This window comes from Streptomyces sp. S6, assembly GCF_054880855.1.
Genome location: NZ_JBTYMC010000137.1, coordinates 1 through 17,460, shown reverse-complemented (window position 1 = coordinate 17,460; position 17,460 = coordinate 1). Strand labels below are relative to the sequence as shown.

The following is a 17,460-nucleotide window of genomic DNA, read 5'->3' as shown; positions in this document are numbered from 1 at the left end:
GCGGTCGTCCAAGTGCCGTACGACAGCCGGGTGCGGGCGCAAGGTCAGGCGGCGGCCCAACCCCGCGCACGGACCCGGCAGTCCGCCGGGCGGCTGACGGACGCGGTGCTGGAGGCGGCGTTCCGGGTGTGGGGACGACCGTTGCCGGTGGCTCCGCAGGCGGCGCCGGTTGAGGGGTGATTCCCTTACGGATAGGGCTGGTTGGAGCAACATGCCGGGGAGGCCCGGCGGAGTTGAGGGGACGCGAAGGCGTCCCCACACCCCTACCCCCAGGTGATCAACCGCTTCGGTCGCTCCAGCACCGCCGCCACATCGGCCAGCACCTTCGACCCCAGCTCCCCGTCCACCAACCGGTGATCGAAGGACAACGCGAGGGTCGTCACCTGTCGCGGCTTCACCTTCCCCTTGTGCACCCACGGCTGGAGCCGAATCGCGCCGACGGCGAGGATCGCGGACTCCCCGGGGTTCAGGATCGGCGTGCCGGTGTCGATGCCGAAGACGCCGACGTTGGTGATGGTGACCGTGCCGCCCTGCATGGCGCCGGGGGACGTCTTGCCGTCCCGCGCTGTTGTGACCAACTCTCCGAGGGCCTCGGCAAGTTGCGGCAGCGTCTTGTCCTGGGCGTCCTTGATGTTCGGGACGATCAGGCCGCGAGGGGTCGCGGCGGCGATGCCGAGGTTGACGTAGTGCTTGAGGACGATCTCCTGGGCGGCCTCGTCCCAGGAGGCGTTGATCTCGGGGTGGCGCTTGATGGCGACGAGGAGCGCCTTGGCGATCAGGAGGAGGGGGTTGATGCGCAGGCCCGCGAGGTCCTTGTCCCGCTTCAGCTCCTCGACCAGCTTCATCGTCCGCGTCACGTCGACCGTCACGAACTCCGTGACATGCGGCGCGGTGAAGGCCGAGCCGACCATCGCGGCGGCCGTCGCCTTGCGGACGCCCTTGACGGGGATCCGGGTCTCCCGAGCGGAGGCGGAACCCTGCACGGCGGCGACAACTGCCGGTTCGACGACGGGAGTCGCCGCCTTGTGGACGTCCTCCCGCGTGACGACGCCGTCGGGCCCGGTCGGCGTCACCGTCGCCAGATCCACCCCCAGGTCCTTCGCGAGCTTCCGCACCGGAGGCTTGGCCAACGGCCGCTCGGCCCCGGCGGGAACCTCCGGCACGACAGGCACGACAGGCGCCGCATGCCCGTTCAACTCCGCCTGCACGGCAGGCGCCGCAGCCGTCGGCACCTCCGCGACCCCCTTACGGGGCCGCCGCTTCGTGGACGACGCCGCCACCCCGTACCCCACGAGCACAGGCTGCCGCTTCTCCTCGACGACGGCAGGAGCCGCCGTCACCTGAGCCGGCACCTCGACGACACCCCCGTCCCCCACCGCCACGGAGATGATCGCCACCCCCACGTCCACGGTCGTCCCCTCCGGGAACCGCAGCTCCCGCACCACCCCGTCGTACGGGATCGGCAGCTCCACAGCCGCCTTCGCCGTCTCGACCTCGCACACGACCTGCCCGTCGGAGACCACGTCCCCCGGCTGGACGTACCACTTGAGGATCTCCGCCTCCGTGAGCCCCTCGCCCACGTCCGGCATCTTGAACTCGCGTACCCCGGTGTCAGTCATCGTCGTCACGGTCCCTCTCCTCAGTACGCCAGGGCACGGTCGACGGTGTCGAGCACCCGGTCGAGCCCCGGCAGGTACTCCTCTTCGAGGCGTGCCGGCGGATAGGGGGCGTGGTAGCCGCCGACGCGGAGCACCGGCGCCTCCAGGTGGTAGAAGCACCGCTCGGTGATCCGCGCCGCGATCTCCGCGCCGGAGCCGAAGAAGACGGGTGCTTCGTGGACGACGACGAGCCGCCGGGTCCGCTCGACGGACGCCTGGATCGCGTCGAAGTCGAGCGGCGAGACCGACCGCAGGTCGAGGACCTCCAGGGACTTGCCCTCCTCGGCGGCGGCGTCGGCGGCCTCCTGGCAGACCTTCACCATCGGCCCGTACGCGACGAGCGTGAGGTCGGTGCCCGCGCGGACCGTCCGGGCCTTGTGCAGCGGGCCGGGGATCGCCTCCGTGTCGACCTCGGAGCGGTCCCAGTACCGCCGTTTCGGCTCGAAGAAGATCACCGGGTCGTCGCTCTGGATGGCCTGCTGCATCATCCAGTACGCGTCCCCCGCGTTCGACGGCGAGACGATCTTCAGCCCCGCGACGTGCGCGAAGAGCGCCTCGGGCGACTCGGAGTGGTGCTCGACCGCGCCGATGCCACCGCCGTAGGGGATGCGGACGACGACGGGGAGCTTCACCTTGCCCAGCGAGCGCGCGTGCATCTTCGCGAGCTGGGTGACGATCTGGTCGTACGCGGGGAAGACGAAGCCGTCGAACTGGATCTCCACGACCGGGCGGTAGCCGCGCAGGGCCAGGCCGATGGCCGTGCCGACGATGCCCGACTCGGCGAGCGGGGTGTCGATGACGCGGCTCTCGCCGAAGTCCTTCTGAAGGCCGTCGGTGACGCGGAAGACGCCGCCGAGCTTGCCGACGTCCTCGCCCATGACGAGCACCTTGGGGTCTTCCTCCAGGGCGCGGCGCAACGACTCGTTGATCGCCTTGGCCACTGCCAACTTCTCCACTGCCATGTCTCAGACCCCCTCTACCTCTGTGAACGACGCCTGGTAGGCGGCGAACTGGGCTCGCTCCTCGTCGACGAGCGAGTGCCCGTCGGCGTACACGTTCTCGAAGATCGCGAACCGGTCCGGGTCCGGCATCGAGCGGACCGCTTCGCGCACTCGTTTGCCCAACGCCTCGGACTCGGCCTCCAGTTCCGCGAAGAATCCCTCGTCCGTGTGGTTTGAACCCTCCAGCGTCTGCAAATAGGCACGCAGTCGCAGGATGGGGTCCTTCGCCTCCCAGGCGGCCCGTTCGTCGTCGAGCCGGTAGCGGGTGGGGTCGTCGGAGGTGGTGTGCGCGCCCATCCGGTACGTGTACGCCTCGACGAGCGTCGGCCCCTCGCCGGCCCGCGCACGCTCCAGGGCCCACTTGGTGACGGCGAGACAGGCGAGGACGTCGTTGCCGTCGACCCGCACGCCCGGGAAGCCGTAGCCCTGCGCGCGCTGGTAGAGCGGGACGCGGGTCTGCTTCTCGGTCGGCTCCGAGATCGCCCACTGGTTGTTCTGGCAGAAGAACACCACGGGAGCGTTGTAGACGGCGGAGAAGGTGAACGATTCGGCGACGTCACCCTGGCTGGAGGCGCCGTCACCGAAATAGGCGATGACGGCGCTGTCGGCACCGTCCTTGGCGACGCCCATCGCGTACCCGGTCGCGTGCAGCGTCTGGGAGCCGATGACGATCGTGTACAGGTGGAAGTTGTTGCTGTTCGGGTCCCAGCCGCCGTTGTTGACGCCCCGGAACATGCCGAGCAGGTTCGCCGGGTCGACGCCGCGGCACCAGGCCACGCCGTGCTCGCGGTAGGTCGGGAAGACGTAGTCGTCGTCGTTCAGGGCCCGTCCGGAGCCGATCTGGGCGGCTTCCTGGCCGAGCAGGGAGGCCCACAGGCCCAGTTCGCCCTGGCGCTGGAGAGCGGTCGCCTCGGCGTCGAAACGCCGGGTGAGGACCATGTCGCGGTACAGGCCGCGGAGCTGTTCGGGGGTGATGTCGGCGACGTACTTGTCGTACTCGGCGCTCGCGACCCGTTCGCCCTCGGGGGTCAGCAGCTGTACGAGTTCGGGGTCGGTGCCGGTCTTCTTGGCGGCAGCCGCGGCACGGGTGCCGGACTTGCGGGTGGTACCGGCCTTGCCTGCGGCGCTGCGTCGCGGGGTACGCGGGGCAGTGCTCTCCACGGTCACGTGTGCTCCTCCGTCGGTCCGGCTCCCGGGGTTGCCGGGGTCCAGTGCGGCCTACCTGTTTCCGGCCACCCGTGCACGGGGTGGGTGCCACTCGGCCGGAACAGGCGTGACATTGCTCCGGTGAGCGCCCTTCGACGTTCACGTTACCCAGTGCTCCACATTTCTGTGAAACCCCTTCTGACCTGCGTTTTTACTCGGATTTCCAAGTAAATTCGGCAAAGCCGTGAAGGGCCCTGGTCACAGCCTCGCAGGAGGCCGGAGCAACGGCACGTTATCTCGCGCTCCCCGGCCACGGGAAGGGTTCCGTGTGAAACTGATCTCGTGCTCGAAAAAGCGGAAATCCGGGTTTTTCTGCTCGATGACCATGAAGTCGTCCGGCGTGGCGTGCGGGAGCTGCTCGCGGTGGAGGACGGTGTCGAGGTGGTCGGCGAGGCGGGTACGGCGGCCGAGGCGCTGGCCCGTATTCCGGCCCTGCGGCCCGACGTCGCCGTCCTTGACGTGCGGCTTCCCGACGGCAGCGGGGTCGAGGTGTGCCGGGAGATCCGGTCCCAGGACCCGTCGCTGAAGTGTCTGATACTGACCTCTTTCGCGGACGACGAGGCGCTGTTCGACGCGATCATGGCGGGCGCCTCCGGGTACGTCCTGAAGGCGATCCGGGGTGACGAACTGCTGTCGGCCGTCCGGGACGTCGCCGAGGGGAAGTCCCTCCTCGACCCGGTCGCGACGGCCCGCGTCCTGGAGCGCCTGCGCGACGGCGGTCCCAAGCAGGACGAGCGGCTCGCCCGCCTCACCGAGCAGGAGCGCCGCATCCTCGCGCTGATCGGCGACGGCCTCACGAACCGGCAGATCGGCGAGGAGCTCCACCTCGCCGAGAAGACGATCAAGAACTACGTGTCGAGTCTGCTGGCGAAGCTGGGGATGCAGCGGCGGTCGCAGGCGGCGGCGTACGTGGCGCGGATGCAGGCGGGCCGGCCGAGCTGAGCCGCGAAAGGGGGTCCACCCCGAACGCTCGGGTGGACCCCCTTCGGTTTCGGTGGCGCGGGTCAGCAGGAGCCGGCGCGCACGGCCTGCCACGGCATGCCGCACGGGTTCAGCGTCGGACCCGCCGGCTGGACGAACCGGTAGAGGGTGCCGTTCTCGCAGACCTGGACCTGTCGCAGGTCCAGGCAGGCGTCGTTGTTGAAGGTCAGGGCCTGGGCCGAGCCGGATCCGGTGAAGACGGCGACACCGGCGACTCCGGCGGCGAAGGCGAGACCGATCTTGCGCATGATTCCCCCAAGGTTGTGTGAACGGGTCGAGATCGATCAAGATCGTGCAAGATCGGGAACGGTTGGGTCCATCGTTTTGAAGAAGATCGAAACGTCACCCCGGTGCCGGCGCCCTCCGCGCCGCTCCCTTACCCGGACTTACTCGGGACTTACGTCCCTTCTCGGAAGGGCCGACGCCTCTTACACCGTCCCTGCGTCCGCGCCCACAGTGGACGGCATGCCGCTCACCTCCGACACCCGCCAGGCCCTCGACCTCCTCGCCCGCGCCGACCACGGCCAGGTCGCGGCGAGCGTCCGGGCCCTGCCCTTCCTGGCCACGGCCCGGCACGCCGTCGTCGCGGACCGGCTGCTGCTGCGGCTGTGCGGGCACCAGAGCACCTGCGCGGGCCAGATCGTCGCCTACGGCACCGGTACGGCCGACCAGTGGTCCGTCCAGGTCGTCGGGCCCTGCGAGCGGGCCGAGCCGACGCCGGAGGAGCGCGCCCTGTTCCCGGGGCAGGCGCCCGCGGAGCCGGTGTACGTGTGGGTGACGCCGGAGTACGCGACGGTGCACACGGAGGAGCCCGCCTCGGACGGCTGATGCCTACTGGCCGGTGCCGCCCGACAGCCCCAGCGTCGTGCCGCCGCCGTCGGTGGTGCCGCCGTCGGTGGTCCCCCCGTTGTTCGTACCGCCGTTGTTCGCGCCGGTGGAGCTACCCGTGGTGCCCTGGTTGGTCGAACCGTTGCTGGTGTCGCCCGTGGTGGGGTCGGACGTCTGGGAGGGAGTGTTGCGCGTGGGGGTCGGGTCGGGGCTCTCCTCCTCCGTCTCCGTCGGCGTCGGAGTCGGGGTGGGCGTCGTCGGCCGGGTGTAGCCGCCGCTGCCGCCCGACGTGCTGCTGTTGTCGTCCGATTCGCTGTCCGAGTTGTCGGTCTCGGTGTCGGACGGCGAGGGGGTCGTGGAGTTCGCGGTCGTGGAGGTGGAGATGGACGGTGAGGGACTGGTGCCCCCGTCCTGGCCCTTGCCACCGGTGTTGTTGAGCGCGATGGCGACGCCCGCCGCGACGGCGATCACCGCGAAGACCGCGAGGATCCACAGCTTGCCGCGCCCGCCGCCGCCGTGATTGCCGTGCCCCTCGAAACCGCCGTCGTCGCCGGAGCCGTACCCCTGCGGCAGGATCGGCTGCGGGATCTGCGAGGTCACGCCCCCGTGCCCGCCCTGCGGCATCATCGTCGTGCTGGAGTAGCCGCCGGGGGACTGGTGCACGGCGATCGGCGCGGTGACCGGGCCGGTGTTCCAGGTGCCGGTGTGGGGGCCCTGGTCGTACAGCATCTGAAGGGCGTACTGGACGAGGCCGCGCATCTCCTCGGCCGTCTGGAACCGGTCGTCCGGCTCCTTCGCGAGCGCGCGCATCGCGAGGCCGTCCAGCTCCGGCGGGGAGACGCCGTTGGAGACCTGCGACGGCGGTACGGGGATGTCCTGGACGTGCTGGTAGACCACCGACAGCGGCGTCTCGCCGACGAACGGGGGCCGCAGCGCGAGGAGTTCGTACAGCATGCAGCCGGTGGCGTACAGGTCGGAGCGGTGGTCGACGGCCTTGCCGAGCGCCTGTTCGGGGGAGAGGTACTGAGGCGTGCCCATGACCATGCCGGTCTGCGTCATCGTCGTCGACGCCCCGTGCAGCGCGCGGGCGATGCCGAAGTCCATCACCTTCACCGCGCCGTTGTGCGTGATGATGACGTTCGCCGGCTTGATGTCCCGGTGCACGATGCCGTGCTGGTGCGAATAGGCGAGCGCCTCAAGGACCCCGGAGACGATGATCAGGGCCTGCTCGGGCCCCGGCGCCTCGGCGTTCATCAGCAGGTCGCGGATCGTGCGGCCCTCGACGATCTCCATGACGATGTACGGCACGGCCTGGCCGTTGGCCATCACGTCCTCGCCGGAGTCGTACACGGCGACGATCGAGTGGTGGTTGAGACCGGCGACCGACTGCGCCTCACGTGTGAAGCGGGCCTTGGACGTCGGGTCCTCGGCGAGGTCGGAGCGCAGCAGCTTGACGGCGACCATCCGGCCGAGGCGGACGTCCTCGGCGGCGAACACCTCCGCCATACCGCCGCGGCCGAGCCTGCGCGTGAGCCGGTACCGCCCATCGCCGACCAGCCCGCCGTTGCCCCATTGTTCCGGCGCGTCCGACATACCGCCGTCAGTGCCCTCGGGGTCGGACGGGCCCTGAGAGCGCTGCTGCTGTGCCATCAGTCCTCGCCGTCGTTTCTGCCCGCGGTGCGCGCGGTGTTGTCACGGTCTCCGTCGGCCACGCTACAGCCTCCCGCAGACCCCCCGATCCGGTGAGGGCCTCGCACGAGGCCCTTCACACCCGCTCCCTGATGTGTGCTCGTGCACATTCCGTGTACCTGCGGTACCCCCGGTGTAACGCTCGTGCGGCTGTTCTTTCGCGTACGGTCACGGAACGGGCACCGAGCTTGACGTCTGAGGGGCCTGAGGCAGACTTGGCCGAGATTCACGCATGGGATCAACTGGTATCAACGCCGTCGCAGCACCCACTCATCCGATTGTGACGGCTTATGGGGGACGCGCAGACATGGGTCACGACGGCGTTGAGGGCCGGTTCACGGGGCAGTCGCTCGCCGGCGGACGCTACCAGGTACGAGGGCTGCTGGGCGAGGGCGGCATGGCCTCCGTCCATCTCGCCTACGACTCGGTCCTCGACCGGCAGGTCGCGATCAAGACACTGCACTCCCAGCTCGGTCGCGAAGCCGCGTTCCGCGAACGGTTCCGGCGCGAGGCGCAGGCCGTGGCCAAGCTCACCCACACCAACATCGTCTCCGTCTTCGACACCGGCGAGGACCAGGCGGACGGCGAGACGACGCCGTACATCGTCATGGAGTACATCGAGGGCAGCCCGCTCGGCTCGGTCCTCGACACGGACGTCCGGCAGCAGGGCGCGATGCCCGCGGACAAGGCGCTCCAGATCACGGCGGACGTGCTGGCGGCCCTCGACATCAGCCACGAGATGGGGCTCGTCCACCGGGACATCAAGCCCGGCAACGTGATGATGACCAAGCGCGGCGTCGTCAAGGTCATGGACTTCGGGATCGCGCGGGCCATGCAGTCCGGGGTGACGTCGATGACGCAGACCGGGATGGTCGTCGGGACCCCGCAGTACCTCTCCCCCGAGCAGGCCCTCGGCCGGGCGGTGGACGCGCGCTCCGACCTCTACTCGGTCGGCATCATGCTGTTCCAGCTCGTCACCGGGCGGCTGCCGTTCGACGCGGACTCGCCGCTGGCGATCGCCTACGCGCACGTCCAGGAGGAGCCGCCGCGCGCCTCCTCCATCAACAGTTCGCTGCCGCCGGCCGTGGACACGCTGATCGCCCGCGCGCTGAAGAAGAACCCCAACGACCGGTTCCCCAACGCCGTCGCCATGCGGGAGGAGTGCCTGCGGGTCGCCGCGTCCTTCCAGGCGGCGCCGCCGAGCATCGTGCCCGGGGTGCCGGCCAGCAGCGGGCAGGGGGTCGGGTCGGCGGTGTTCCCGCCGGTGGGGACGCCTGCGCCCGGTCCTGTCGGGACGCCTCCGCCGGGACCGTACGGAGCGCAGTCCGGGCCGTACGGGACGCCGGCGCCGGCTCCGTCGTACGGGTATCCGCAGCAGGGGTTCCAGACGCCGGCTCCGTCTTTCGGGGCTCAGACGTACCCGATGGGAGGGGCTCCGGCGATGGGGGGTGGGCCGGCGACTCCCCCGCCGCCCACCAGGTCCTCCGGCGGCACACGCAGCAACCGGTCCGTCGTCGTCGGGTCCGTGATCGTCGCGGTCGTCGCCGTCAGTTCGCTGCTGGTCGCCATCGCCCTCAACGCGGGGGGCGGCAGTGACGACGAGGGCGGGGGCGGCAGCGAGTCGCCGACCACGTCTTCCGGGCCCGTCGCCGGGCACCGGGGGCCGGACACGTCCAAGACGATCGACTCGGACAACTGCACCGAGCCCCAGGAGTCGTACAACGACCCCGCCAAGATCCGGGTGCCGAACTTCAAGTTCAAGAACATCGACTCCGTGAAGGCCTGCCTCCAGGCCGCCGGCTGGCGTCCCAAGCTGGTCGACGTCGACGAGAACACGTTCGGCCAGGGGACGGTCATGAACCAGTTCCCGGCCGCCGACACGGACGTCGACCCCAAGAACATGCCGGAGATCCAGCTGAACGTCTCGACGGGGAACCCGGCGTCCTGAACACGCGGTTCCGACGGAGTCGCGTGAACGGCCGGCACCTCGGTGATCCGGGGTACCGGCCGGGCTGACGGCGGATGGGTTCGGCGGACGCCGGTTCAGGCCGACGACGGCGGCTTACGTCGGTTACAGGTACGGGCCGCTCGTGCGGGCGCCGAAGTGGCCTTCCTCGCCGCCCTCGTGGCCCACGCCCGGGGGGAGCGCACGGCGCATCTGCTCCAGTTGGGCCCGTGCCGCCATCTGCTGGGCGAACAGGGTCGTCTGGATTCCGTGGAAGAGCCCTTCGAGCCAGCCCACGAGCTGCGCCTGGGCGATGCGGAGTTCCGCGTCGCTCGGGGTGGAGTCCTCGTTGAACGGCAGGGAGAGCCGTTCGAGTTCCTCGACGAGTTCGGGCGCGAGCCCGTCCTCCAGCTCCTTCACCGAACTCGCGTGGATCTCCTTGAGCCGCACCCGGCTCGCCTCGTCCAGGGGAGCCGCCCGCACCTCCTCCAGCAACTGCTTGATCATGCTCCCGATCCGCATGACCTTGGCAGGCTGCTCCACCATCTCCGTCACGGGAATCTCCCGAGCGTCGTCGTCCCCGTCGACCCCGCCGAGCGCCATGCCGTCCTGGCCCACGACCAGGATCTTCTGGGCGTTCTCCGGCGACCTTTCGTTCCTCGGCATCTCCATGCCGCCATTCTCTCGCACCCACCCACTCCACCACCTGCCCGCCCCCTTCACCAGTGATCAACCGGCCTCGATCCGAAATGCCGCGCACCCGTCCCTGTGCGAGCCTGACCCCACCACCCACCGCACCCGTCCGACTCCCCTCGGTAAGGAGAGAGCCCATCGTGACCCCAGCCACCCACGCGGCGGGCCTGCTCCTGTGCGCGACCCTCTCCCTCCACCCCCTCCCCACCCCCACAGCCACCCCGGACAGAGCCGGCAGCGCACCGGGAGAGGGCCGCGAACACCCGGGCAGGGGAGCGGAACAAACACCGGAGGCGAACGAGACGCCGAGGGCCGAGGGGACACCGACGGAGAGGCCCGCACAGGCCGGGAGAGCTCCGGAGGCAGGGAGGACCCCGAAGGCGGAAACGCCGGAGGCGGGGAGGCCTCCGGAGCCGGGGAGAACCCCCGAGGCCGGAAGGACCCCAAAGGCCGAGGGCACACCGGTGGCGGAGAGGCCCGCAGAGGCCGAGGAGAAGCCGGAGCCCGGGAGGACGCCGGAGGCGGGCGGCTCGGGGGCCGGAGAGGCACCGGAGCAGCAGAGGCCGGACGCGGAGAAGACGCCGGAGCCCGCCCAGAAAACGAACGGCGAGCAGAACCCCCCACAACACCCCCGCCCCCAGGGAACCCCCCGAGGCTCAGCCCTGCGCATCCTCCCCCTGGGCAGCGGCCTGGTCCTCCTGGGCCTCGGCATGGCCCTAGCCCTCGTGGGCCTACGCCTCCGCAGAAACTAACCCCACCCGCAGGCAGCTACTCAGCCACCCGCAGCCACGTCTCCTCCCGCCACCCAGCTGCGGGCAGTCGTGCCTCCCCCAGTGCCCTAAGGGCCTTGGAGGTACCCCCATGGGGCGGCACGGGTGGGCGCAGCGGCACCCCGCAAGCGCGGGTGAGCGACAACCCCACCCACCCCAGCCACCCACCACACCCGCACCCACCCCCAGCCCCACCCAGCCGCCCCTCACCTACCTCGGCACCACCAGCAGCACCTTCCCCACATGCCCGCTCCCCTCGACCACACGATGCGCCTCAGCCGCCTCCGGCATCGGAATCTCCCGGTCGACGACAGGCTCGACGTGCCCCTCGGACACCAGCGGCCACACATGCTCCCGAACGGCGGCGACGATCGCGGCCTTCTCCTCCAACGGCCGAGCCCGAAGGGACGTCGCGCTGACGGCAGCCCGCTTGGCGAGCAGCGTGCCGATGTTGAGCTCCCCCTTCACACCCCCCTGCATCCCGATGATCGCGAGCCGCCCGTTGACGGCAAGAGCCTGGACGTTGCGGTCGAGATATGCCGCCCCCATGTTGTCGAGGATGACGTCGGCCCCCGCGCCCCCGGTCGCCGCCCGCACCTCGGCCACGAAGTCCTGCTCGCGATAGTTGATCAGCACATCGGCCCCCAACTCCGCACACCGCCGCAGCTTCTCCACGGACCCGGCGGTCACCGCGACCTTCGCCCCGACCGCCTTCCCGAGCTGAATCGCCATGGTCCCGATCCCACTGGACCCCCCATGGACGAGCAACGTCTCCCCGGGCCGCAGATGAGAAATCATGAACACGTTGGACCAGACCGTGCAGGCGACCTCGGGCAGCGCGGCGGCCCGCACGAGATCGACCCCCTTGGGCACCGGCAGCAACTGCCCGGCAGGCACGGCGACCTTCTCCGCGTACCCCCCGCCGGACAGCAGCGCACACACCTCGTCCCCGACATGCCACCCGCTCACCCCGGGCCCCACCTCGACGATCCGCCCGGAGCATTCGAGCCCGGGGTAGGGGGAGGCCCCGGGCGGCGGGTCGTAGAACCCCTGTCGCTGAAGCAGATCGGCCCGGTTGACGGCCCCGGCGACGACCTCGACCAGCACCTCCCCCTCCCCGGCCACCGCATCCGCGACGTCCGCCCAGACCAACGCCTCAGGCCCACCAGGTTCCGAAATAGTGATCGCACGCATGCCCCGACGCTACTCCCCGCCCCCGCCCGCCCCGCACCGCTACACCCTGGAAGCCCCTGAAGTCCCCGACGCCCGCACGATCGTCACCACCCGGTCCGTCAGCTCCAGCACCCCCACCGCCGGATCGTCGTACCCCAGCACCCGATGCCCCCGCACCACACTCACCACCAGATCCTCGGTCTCCCGAGGCGTCTTCCCGGTCTCCGCACGCGTCACCGGCCGCTCCACGATGTCCAGCCCACTCCCCTGCCGCAACAACCCCTCCATGATCACCCCGGCGGCGGGGGAGAGGACGGAGAGCCCGAGCAGCCGCCCCGCCGCACCCGCGCTGGTGATCACCTCGTCGGCACCGGACTGCCGCAGCAGGGGCGCGTTCTCCTCCTCCCGCACGGCGGCGACGATCACCGCCCCTTGATTCAACTGCCGCGCGGTGAGCGCGACGAGCACGGCCGTGTCGTCCCGCTGCGTCGCGATGATGATCCGCCCCGCCTTGTGCACCTCGGCCCGCCGCAACACGTCACTGCGGGTCGCGTCCCCCACGACCCCCTCGTACCCCTCCGCGGTCGCCGCCTCGATCACCTTCGCACTCGGATCGACCACCACGACCTGCTCCTTGCGCAGCCCCGCCGCGCAGGCGGTCCGAATCGCGGAACGCCCCTTCGTGCCGAAGCCGACGACGACAGTGTGGTCACGCAAGGAGGGCCTCCGGGAAACTCGGCGAGACGTAGACAACCATGGTGCCCACCGACCGGATCACCACCCCAGGGGGGCACGCGTTGAAGGACCAGCTACGACCACCGACGAAGCTGAGCAGGCTCTCCCTGTTCCGCTCCCTCTGGTACCGCTCGCGCTCCGACATCCGCGACGACGCGGAGGCGAGCCGCGCGGTCACGATGCCCACCCGCAACGGCGTCCCCCCGCTCGCGCAGGTCCTGCGCCGCCTCCTGCTGGCCCTGTTCGTGCTGGCCCTGACGACGTTCATCGTCTACCTCGACCACGACGGCTACAACGACAACTCCGACGGTTCGGTGGACCTCCTGGACTCCGCCTACTACGCGACCGTCACCCTCTCCACGACCGGCTACGGAGACATCACCCCGGTCAGCGACACGGCCCGGCTGGTCAACATCCTCGTCGTGACCCCGTTGCGCGTCGTCTTCCTGATCATCCTGGTCGGCACCACCCTGGAGGTCCTGACCGAACGCACCCGCCAACAGGTCCGCGTCCACCGCTGGCGCTCCCGCCTGCGCGACCACGTCGTGGTCGTCGGCTACGGCACAAAGGGCCGGCACGCCGCCGAGACCCTGGTCGGACAGGGCATCGCGAAGGACAGGATCGTCGTCGTGGACGCCCAGAAGAAGGCGGTGCTGACGGCGGCGGAGGACGGCCTCGTCGCGGTGATCGGCGACGCGACCCGCTCGGAGACCCTCCTGAAGGCCGAGATCCACACCGCGTCCCAGGTCATCGTCTGCCCTCAGCGCGACGACACCACCGCCCTGGTCACCCTCACCGCCCGCCAGCTCAACCGCCGCGCCACGATCGTCGTCGCGGCCCGGGAGGACGAGAACGTGCCGCTGCTCAAGCAGTCCGGCGCCGACACCGTCATCACCAGCTCCAGCTCCGCCGGCCGCCTCCTCGGCGTCGCCATGGTCAGCCCGGTCGTCGCGGGCACGCTGGAGGATCTGATGACCCTGGGCAGCGGCCTCGACATCGTCGAACGCCCCGTCGACCCCACCGAGATCGGCAAGGCCCCCCGCGCCTGCGCCGACCTCATCGTCGCGGTCGTCCGGGGCAAGAAGCTCCTCGACTACGCGGACCCCGCTCTCACCACGCTGGAGCGGGGAGACCGGGTCGTCACGGTCAGCCGGGCGAAGGTCGTGGAACCGGCGTAACTGCCTTACCGGGGCGCATGTTTCACGTGAAACACCCCAACAGCGCCATTCGCGTGTTTCACGTGAAACATGCGAAACGGGCCAGGTGGGTGTTTCACGTGAAACATCAGCTCGCCAACCCCCAGGGCAGATCCAGCAGTTCGACGTCCTCCCCCGCCTTCACCCCACCCGGCGGCACCACCGCCAACGCGTCCGCCACCGCGACCCCCCGCAGCATCGCGGGCCCGTTGTAGTGCAACGGCACGGCCCGCTCCCCGCGTACGACCACCGGGATCAGCCGGGTGTCGTACGGATGCCCCTGCACGGCCTCCTTCAACGGCATCGCGTAAGGCTCCGGCGCCGGGCGCGCGGTCAGGACGCGGAGCAGGGGCTCGGCGAGGGTGAGCAGGCCGGAGACGGCGGCCAGGGGGTTGCCGGGGAGGCCCACGAGGTGCTGGCCCTCCTTGATCCGGGCCAGCAGCATGGGGTGGCCGGGGCGCACCTTCACGCCGTCGACCAGCAGCTCGGCGCCGATCCGGGACAGGATCGGGTGTACGTGGTCCACGGGTCCCCCGGCGGTGCCGCCGGTCGTGACGATCAGGTCGGCCTCGGAAGCGGTGATCGCCTGGTGGAGCGCCTCCGCGTCGTCCCCGAGCCGCTTCACCACCGGCACCTCGGCGCCGAGCGCCCGTAGCCAGGGCGGCAGCATCGGGCCGAGCGCGTCCCGGATGAGGCCGTCGTGCGGACGGCCCTTGGTCAGCAGCTCGTCCCCGAGGACCAGCACCTCGGCGCGCGGGCGGGCGGTGACGGCGAGGGTGTCGTACCCGGCCGCCGCAGCGAGTCCGAGTACCGCCGGGGTGACGACGGCGCCCTCGGGCAGCAGCAGATCACCGGCCCGGCACTCCTGGCCGCGCGGGCGGATGTCCTGGCCGTGCTGGAGGTCCCGGGTGAGGTGCAGGCGGCCGTTGTCGTCGGTGCGGCCGTGTTCGCTGCGCAGGACAGCCGTCGTGTCCAGGGGGATCCGGGCGCCGGTCGCGATCCGTACGGCCTCGCCGTCGGCCAGCCGCTCGGGGGCGGAGTGGCCGGCGAGAACGCCCTCGGCCCGGACCGCCCAAGGCCCCGGTCCCGCGACCGCCCAGCCGTCCATCGCCGAGGTGTCGAAGGAGGGGAGGTCGGTGAGGGCGGTGAGGGGGGCGGCCAGGGGGAGGCCGAGGGTGTGGTCGAGGGGGAGGGAGAGGGGGGTGCGGGTACCCGTGCGGGCGGCTCGGGCGGCGATGGTGCGGGCCTGGGGCCAGGGGGTGGCGTGGTGGTGGGTGTGGGGGGTGCCGGAGGGGGTGCCGACGCGTTCGGGGCGCCCTGAGTTCTGGCCGCTTCCGGCGTCACCGGTGCTGCCTGTGCCGCTCGTGCTCCGGGGGTTGCTCACGAGGGCGAGTACCTCGTCGACGTCGAAGTCGTCAGCCACGGTGTCGGGGCCGCTCATCCGGCGGAGCCGTTTTCCTCGGCCCAGCGCAGCGCCAGCGCCGTGGCCTTGCGGGTGGCTTCGGCGACGGCCTCGGGGGTGCCGTCGGTGCGGCCGGCCGCGTAGCCGACGAGGAACGTCGTCAGGGGGGCGGCGGGGCGGGCCACGCCGTGCGCGGCGTCACGGGCGAGGTCCAGCAGGGCCGTGGTGTCGACGTCGAGGTCGATGCCCAGCTCGTCCTTGACTGCGGAGATCCATTCATCCAACACGTGGTCATGCTCCCTGATCCGGGCCCTGGCGGTGGCGATGTCGTCCCAGGTGTCGCAGTCGAAGGACGCGACGGGGTCCGGGACGCGGGTGAGGTCGAGTCCTGCGGTGAGCCTGCGCAGGGGCAGTCCGGCGAGGCCGTCCCCGAGAGCCGTCAGCTCCCGGCGCAGGGCGGCCGTGCGGTAGGCGGCGACGAGGGGCTGGTCCCGGCCGTCGGCGTCGACGAGGAGCGCGCCGTCCACGCCGGATTCGAGGGCCGCGAGGAGCTGATGGACCGTGTCCGCCGCGAGGAAGGGGAGGTCGGCGGAGAGGACGACGACCCGCTCGGCCGTCGTCCCGCGCAGTCCGGCGTCCAGCGCGGCGACCGGCCCGCCGCCGGGCGGGTCCTCCCGCGCCCACTCGACCGGTCGGCCGGTGGGCCGGGGCGCGGCCACGACAACCGTACGGGCGGCATCGGCACAGGCCCCGAGCACCCGGTCCAGCAGGGCCCGCCCCCCGACCCGCACCCCCGGCTTGTCAGCACCCCCGAGACGCCTCGCACCACCGCCCGCGAGGACGACGGCGTCATAGGAGCGCACGTTCGAGGTCATCCCCCGAGTATGCGCGCCCCCTGGATCACACGAAACACACCAGTGGGGTGCGGGCGGTACGGCCGGACGGCCGGACGGCCCGTGACATACAGGGGGCCGCCGCCACACCGCACGCGGCCCGCAACGTGCCGAAGAGCCGCACCACACGACACCGCACCGTACGCGGCGGCACCGCAAGCTGCCCGGACAGCCCACGCCGACCCCGGCCCTACCCGGCGCCGCCGAACCGCCCCCCTCACAGCCTGCGCAGCAGTACCGCCGGTTGTTCGACGCAGTCGGCGACGTATCGGAGGAAGCCCCCGGCGGTGCCGCCGTCGCAGACGCGGTGGTCGAAGGTGAGGGAGAGCTGGACGACTTGGCGGGCGGCGAGTTCGCCGTTGTGGACCCAGGGTTTGGGGATGATGCGGCCGACGCCGAGCATCGCGGCCTCGGGGTGGTTGATGATCGGCGTGGAGCCGTCGACCCCGAAGACGCCGTAGTTGTTCAGCGTGAACGTCCCGCCGGTCAGCTCGGCCGGCTTGAGGCCGCCCGTGCGGGCCGCCTCGGTGAGCCGGGCGAACTCGGCGGTGAGGCTCTCGGCGTGCCGCGCGTGCGCGTCCCTGACGACCGGGACGACGAGCCCCCGCTCGGTCTGCGCGGCGAACCCGAGGTGCACGGCGTCCAGCAGGACGACCTCCCGCGCCTGCGTGTCCACGCGCGCGTTCAGCTCGGGGTACTTGGCGAGCGCGGCCGTGCAGATACGGGCGAGCAGCGCGAGGAGCGAGACCTTCGGGCCGCCCGCACTGTTCATCGCCGCCCGCGCACGCATCAGTTCCGTCGCGTCCGCGTCCACCCAGCACGTCGCGTCCGGGATCTCCCGGCGGCTGCGCGTGAGCTTGTCGGCGACGGTGCCGCGCAGGCCCTTGAGGGGGATGCGGGTCCCTTCGGGGACGGGGGGAGTCGAGAGGGCGTGCCGGTTCGCCCCGCGCGCGTGCGGTTCCGTGCCGGGGAGGGGACCCTCGTCGGCGTACCCCTCGGCGGGTGCACCCGCTGTCGTCCGACCCTGCACCGCCGCCACCCGCAGCGCGTCCTCCACGTCGGCTCGCAGGATCAGCCCCTCGGGCCCGGAGCCGGTCAGTTCGCGCAGGTCGAGGCCGCCCTGGCGGGCGAGGCGGCGGACGAGGGGGGAGATGACGGGGACGGGTCCGTCGGCACGGTCGGCGGTCTCCTCGATGCCGGTGAGGACGGCCGCCGTGCCGACCTCGGCGGACGCCTGGATCGCGACGGCCCCCGGACCGGCCGGGACGGCCCCGCGCACGGGGGTCACCT

Annotated in this window: 15 protein-coding genes and 2 pseudogenes; 6 read left to right on the top strand and 11 right to left on the bottom strand. The window is 71.3% G+C overall.

Going from position 1 to position 17,460, the window contains the following annotated elements; all coding sequences use genetic code 11:
* Positions 1-180, top strand: a pseudogene (locus ACVNF4_RS19910) (hypothetical protein); the annotation flags it as partial.
* An 83-nt stretch (positions 181-263) separates the two neighbouring features.
* On the opposite strand, the gene ACVNF4_RS19905 reads toward ACVNF4_RS19910, so the two are convergent.
* Genes ACVNF4_RS19905 through pdhA form a run of 3 tightly spaced genes read right to left on the bottom strand, consistent with a single transcriptional unit; the run spans position 264 to position 3,826 of the window.
* Positions 264-1,628 carry a dihydrolipoamide acetyltransferase family protein gene (locus ACVNF4_RS19905; RefSeq protein ID WP_461804193.1) on the bottom strand — a complete coding sequence of 455 codons (1,365 nt, stop codon included), beginning with the start codon at positions 1,626-1,628 and terminating at the stop codon, positions 264-266.
* An 11-nt stretch (positions 1,629-1,639) separates the two neighbouring features.
* Positions 1,640-2,620, bottom strand: coding sequence for an alpha-ketoacid dehydrogenase subunit beta (locus ACVNF4_RS19900; RefSeq protein ID WP_461804192.1), 981 nt, complete (start codon positions 2,618-2,620; stop codon positions 1,640-1,642).
* Positions 2,621-2,623: 3 nt separating this feature from the next.
* On the bottom strand, positions 2,624-3,826 hold the full coding sequence (pdhA, locus tag ACVNF4_RS19895) for a pyruvate dehydrogenase (acetyl-transferring) E1 component subunit alpha (RefSeq protein WP_461804191.1): 1,203 nt from the start codon (positions 3,824-3,826) through the stop codon (positions 2,624-2,626).
* A 321-nt stretch (positions 3,827-4,147) separates the two neighbouring features.
* Between pdhA and ACVNF4_RS19890 the strand changes: the two genes are divergently transcribed.
* Positions 4,148-4,807: a response regulator gene (locus ACVNF4_RS19890; protein WP_461804190.1), complete on the top strand. Its 660-nt coding sequence runs from the start codon at positions 4,148-4,150 to the stop codon at positions 4,805-4,807.
* Positions 4,808-4,869: 62 nt separating this feature from the next.
* On the opposite strand, the gene ACVNF4_RS19885 is transcribed toward ACVNF4_RS19890, so the two are convergent.
* Positions 4,870-5,094: a hypothetical protein gene (locus tag ACVNF4_RS19885; protein WP_461804189.1), complete on the bottom strand. Its 225-nt coding sequence runs from the start codon at positions 5,092-5,094 to the stop codon at positions 4,870-4,872.
* A gap of 217 nt (positions 5,095-5,311) precedes the next feature.
* Here ACVNF4_RS19885 and ACVNF4_RS19880 point away from each other — a divergent pair, with 217 nt between their 5' ends.
* Positions 5,312-5,674, top strand: coding sequence for a pyridoxamine 5'-phosphate oxidase family protein (locus ACVNF4_RS19880; protein WP_461804188.1), 363 nt, complete (start codon positions 5,312-5,314; stop codon positions 5,672-5,674).
* A 3-nt stretch (positions 5,675-5,677) separates the two neighbouring features.
* Here the strand turns inward: ACVNF4_RS19880 and ACVNF4_RS19875 are convergent, their stop codons facing one another.
* Complete coding sequence (locus ACVNF4_RS19875) at positions 5,678-7,324, bottom strand: protein kinase domain-containing protein (protein WP_461804187.1); 1,647 nt, start codon at positions 7,322-7,324, stop codon at positions 5,678-5,680.
* A 346-nt stretch (positions 7,325-7,670) separates the two neighbouring features.
* Between ACVNF4_RS19875 and ACVNF4_RS19870 the strand changes: the two genes are divergently transcribed.
* The gene (locus ACVNF4_RS19870; RefSeq protein ID WP_461804186.1) at positions 7,671-9,311 is read left to right on the top strand and encodes a protein kinase domain-containing protein; all 1,641 of its coding nucleotides are present in this window, start codon (positions 7,671-7,673) and stop codon (positions 9,309-9,311) included.
* 123 nt (positions 9,312-9,434) lie between these two features.
* On the opposite strand, the gene ACVNF4_RS19865 is transcribed toward ACVNF4_RS19870, so the two are convergent.
* Positions 9,435-9,980 carry a bacterial proteasome activator family protein gene (locus tag ACVNF4_RS19865; protein ID WP_461804185.1) on the bottom strand — a complete coding sequence of 182 codons (546 nt, stop codon included), beginning with the start codon at positions 9,978-9,980 and terminating at the stop codon, positions 9,435-9,437.
* A gap of 485 nt (positions 9,981-10,465) precedes the next feature.
* Between ACVNF4_RS19865 and ACVNF4_RS19860 the strand changes: the two genes are divergently transcribed.
* Entirely contained in the window at positions 10,466-10,753 is a 288-nt protein-coding gene (locus ACVNF4_RS19860) for a hypothetical protein (RefSeq protein ID WP_461804184.1), read from the top strand.
* A 228-nt stretch (positions 10,754-10,981) separates the two neighbouring features.
* Here ACVNF4_RS19860 and ACVNF4_RS19855 read toward each other — a convergent pair whose 3' ends face one another.
* Complete coding sequence (locus ACVNF4_RS19855; RefSeq protein WP_461804183.1) at positions 10,982-11,965, bottom strand: NAD(P)H-quinone oxidoreductase; 984 nt, start codon at positions 11,963-11,965, stop codon at positions 10,982-10,984.
* A 39-nt stretch (positions 11,966-12,004) separates the two neighbouring features.
* Positions 12,005-12,670: pseudogene (locus ACVNF4_RS19850) on the bottom strand (potassium channel family protein); the annotation flags it as partial.
* A 71-nt stretch (positions 12,671-12,741) separates the two neighbouring features.
* On the opposite strand from ACVNF4_RS19850, the gene ACVNF4_RS19845 reads away from it, so the two are divergent.
* Positions 12,742-13,857: a potassium channel family protein gene (locus ACVNF4_RS19845; RefSeq protein WP_461804194.1), complete on the top strand. Its 1,116-nt coding sequence runs from the start codon at positions 12,742-12,744 to the stop codon at positions 13,855-13,857.
* A 106-nt stretch (positions 13,858-13,963) separates the two neighbouring features.
* On the opposite strand, the gene ACVNF4_RS19840 is transcribed toward ACVNF4_RS19845, so the two are convergent.
* From ACVNF4_RS19840 to ACVNF4_RS19830, 3 genes are all read right to left on the bottom strand, one after another.
* On the bottom strand, positions 13,964-15,316 hold the full coding sequence (locus ACVNF4_RS19840; protein WP_461804182.1) for a molybdopterin molybdotransferase MoeA: 1,353 nt from the start codon (positions 15,314-15,316) through the stop codon (positions 13,964-13,966).
* The gene (locus tag ACVNF4_RS19835) at positions 15,313-16,152 is read right to left on the bottom strand and encodes an NTP transferase domain-containing protein (protein WP_461804181.1); all 840 of its coding nucleotides are present in this window, start codon (positions 16,150-16,152) and stop codon (positions 15,313-15,315) included. Before ACVNF4_RS19835 ends, ACVNF4_RS19840 begins: the two co-directional genes overlap by 4 nt.
* 235 nt (positions 16,153-16,387) lie before the next feature.
* A partial coding sequence (locus ACVNF4_RS19830; RefSeq protein ID WP_461804180.1) for a dihydrolipoamide acetyltransferase family protein occupies positions 16,388-17,460 on the bottom strand: 1,073 nt, incomplete at its 5' end.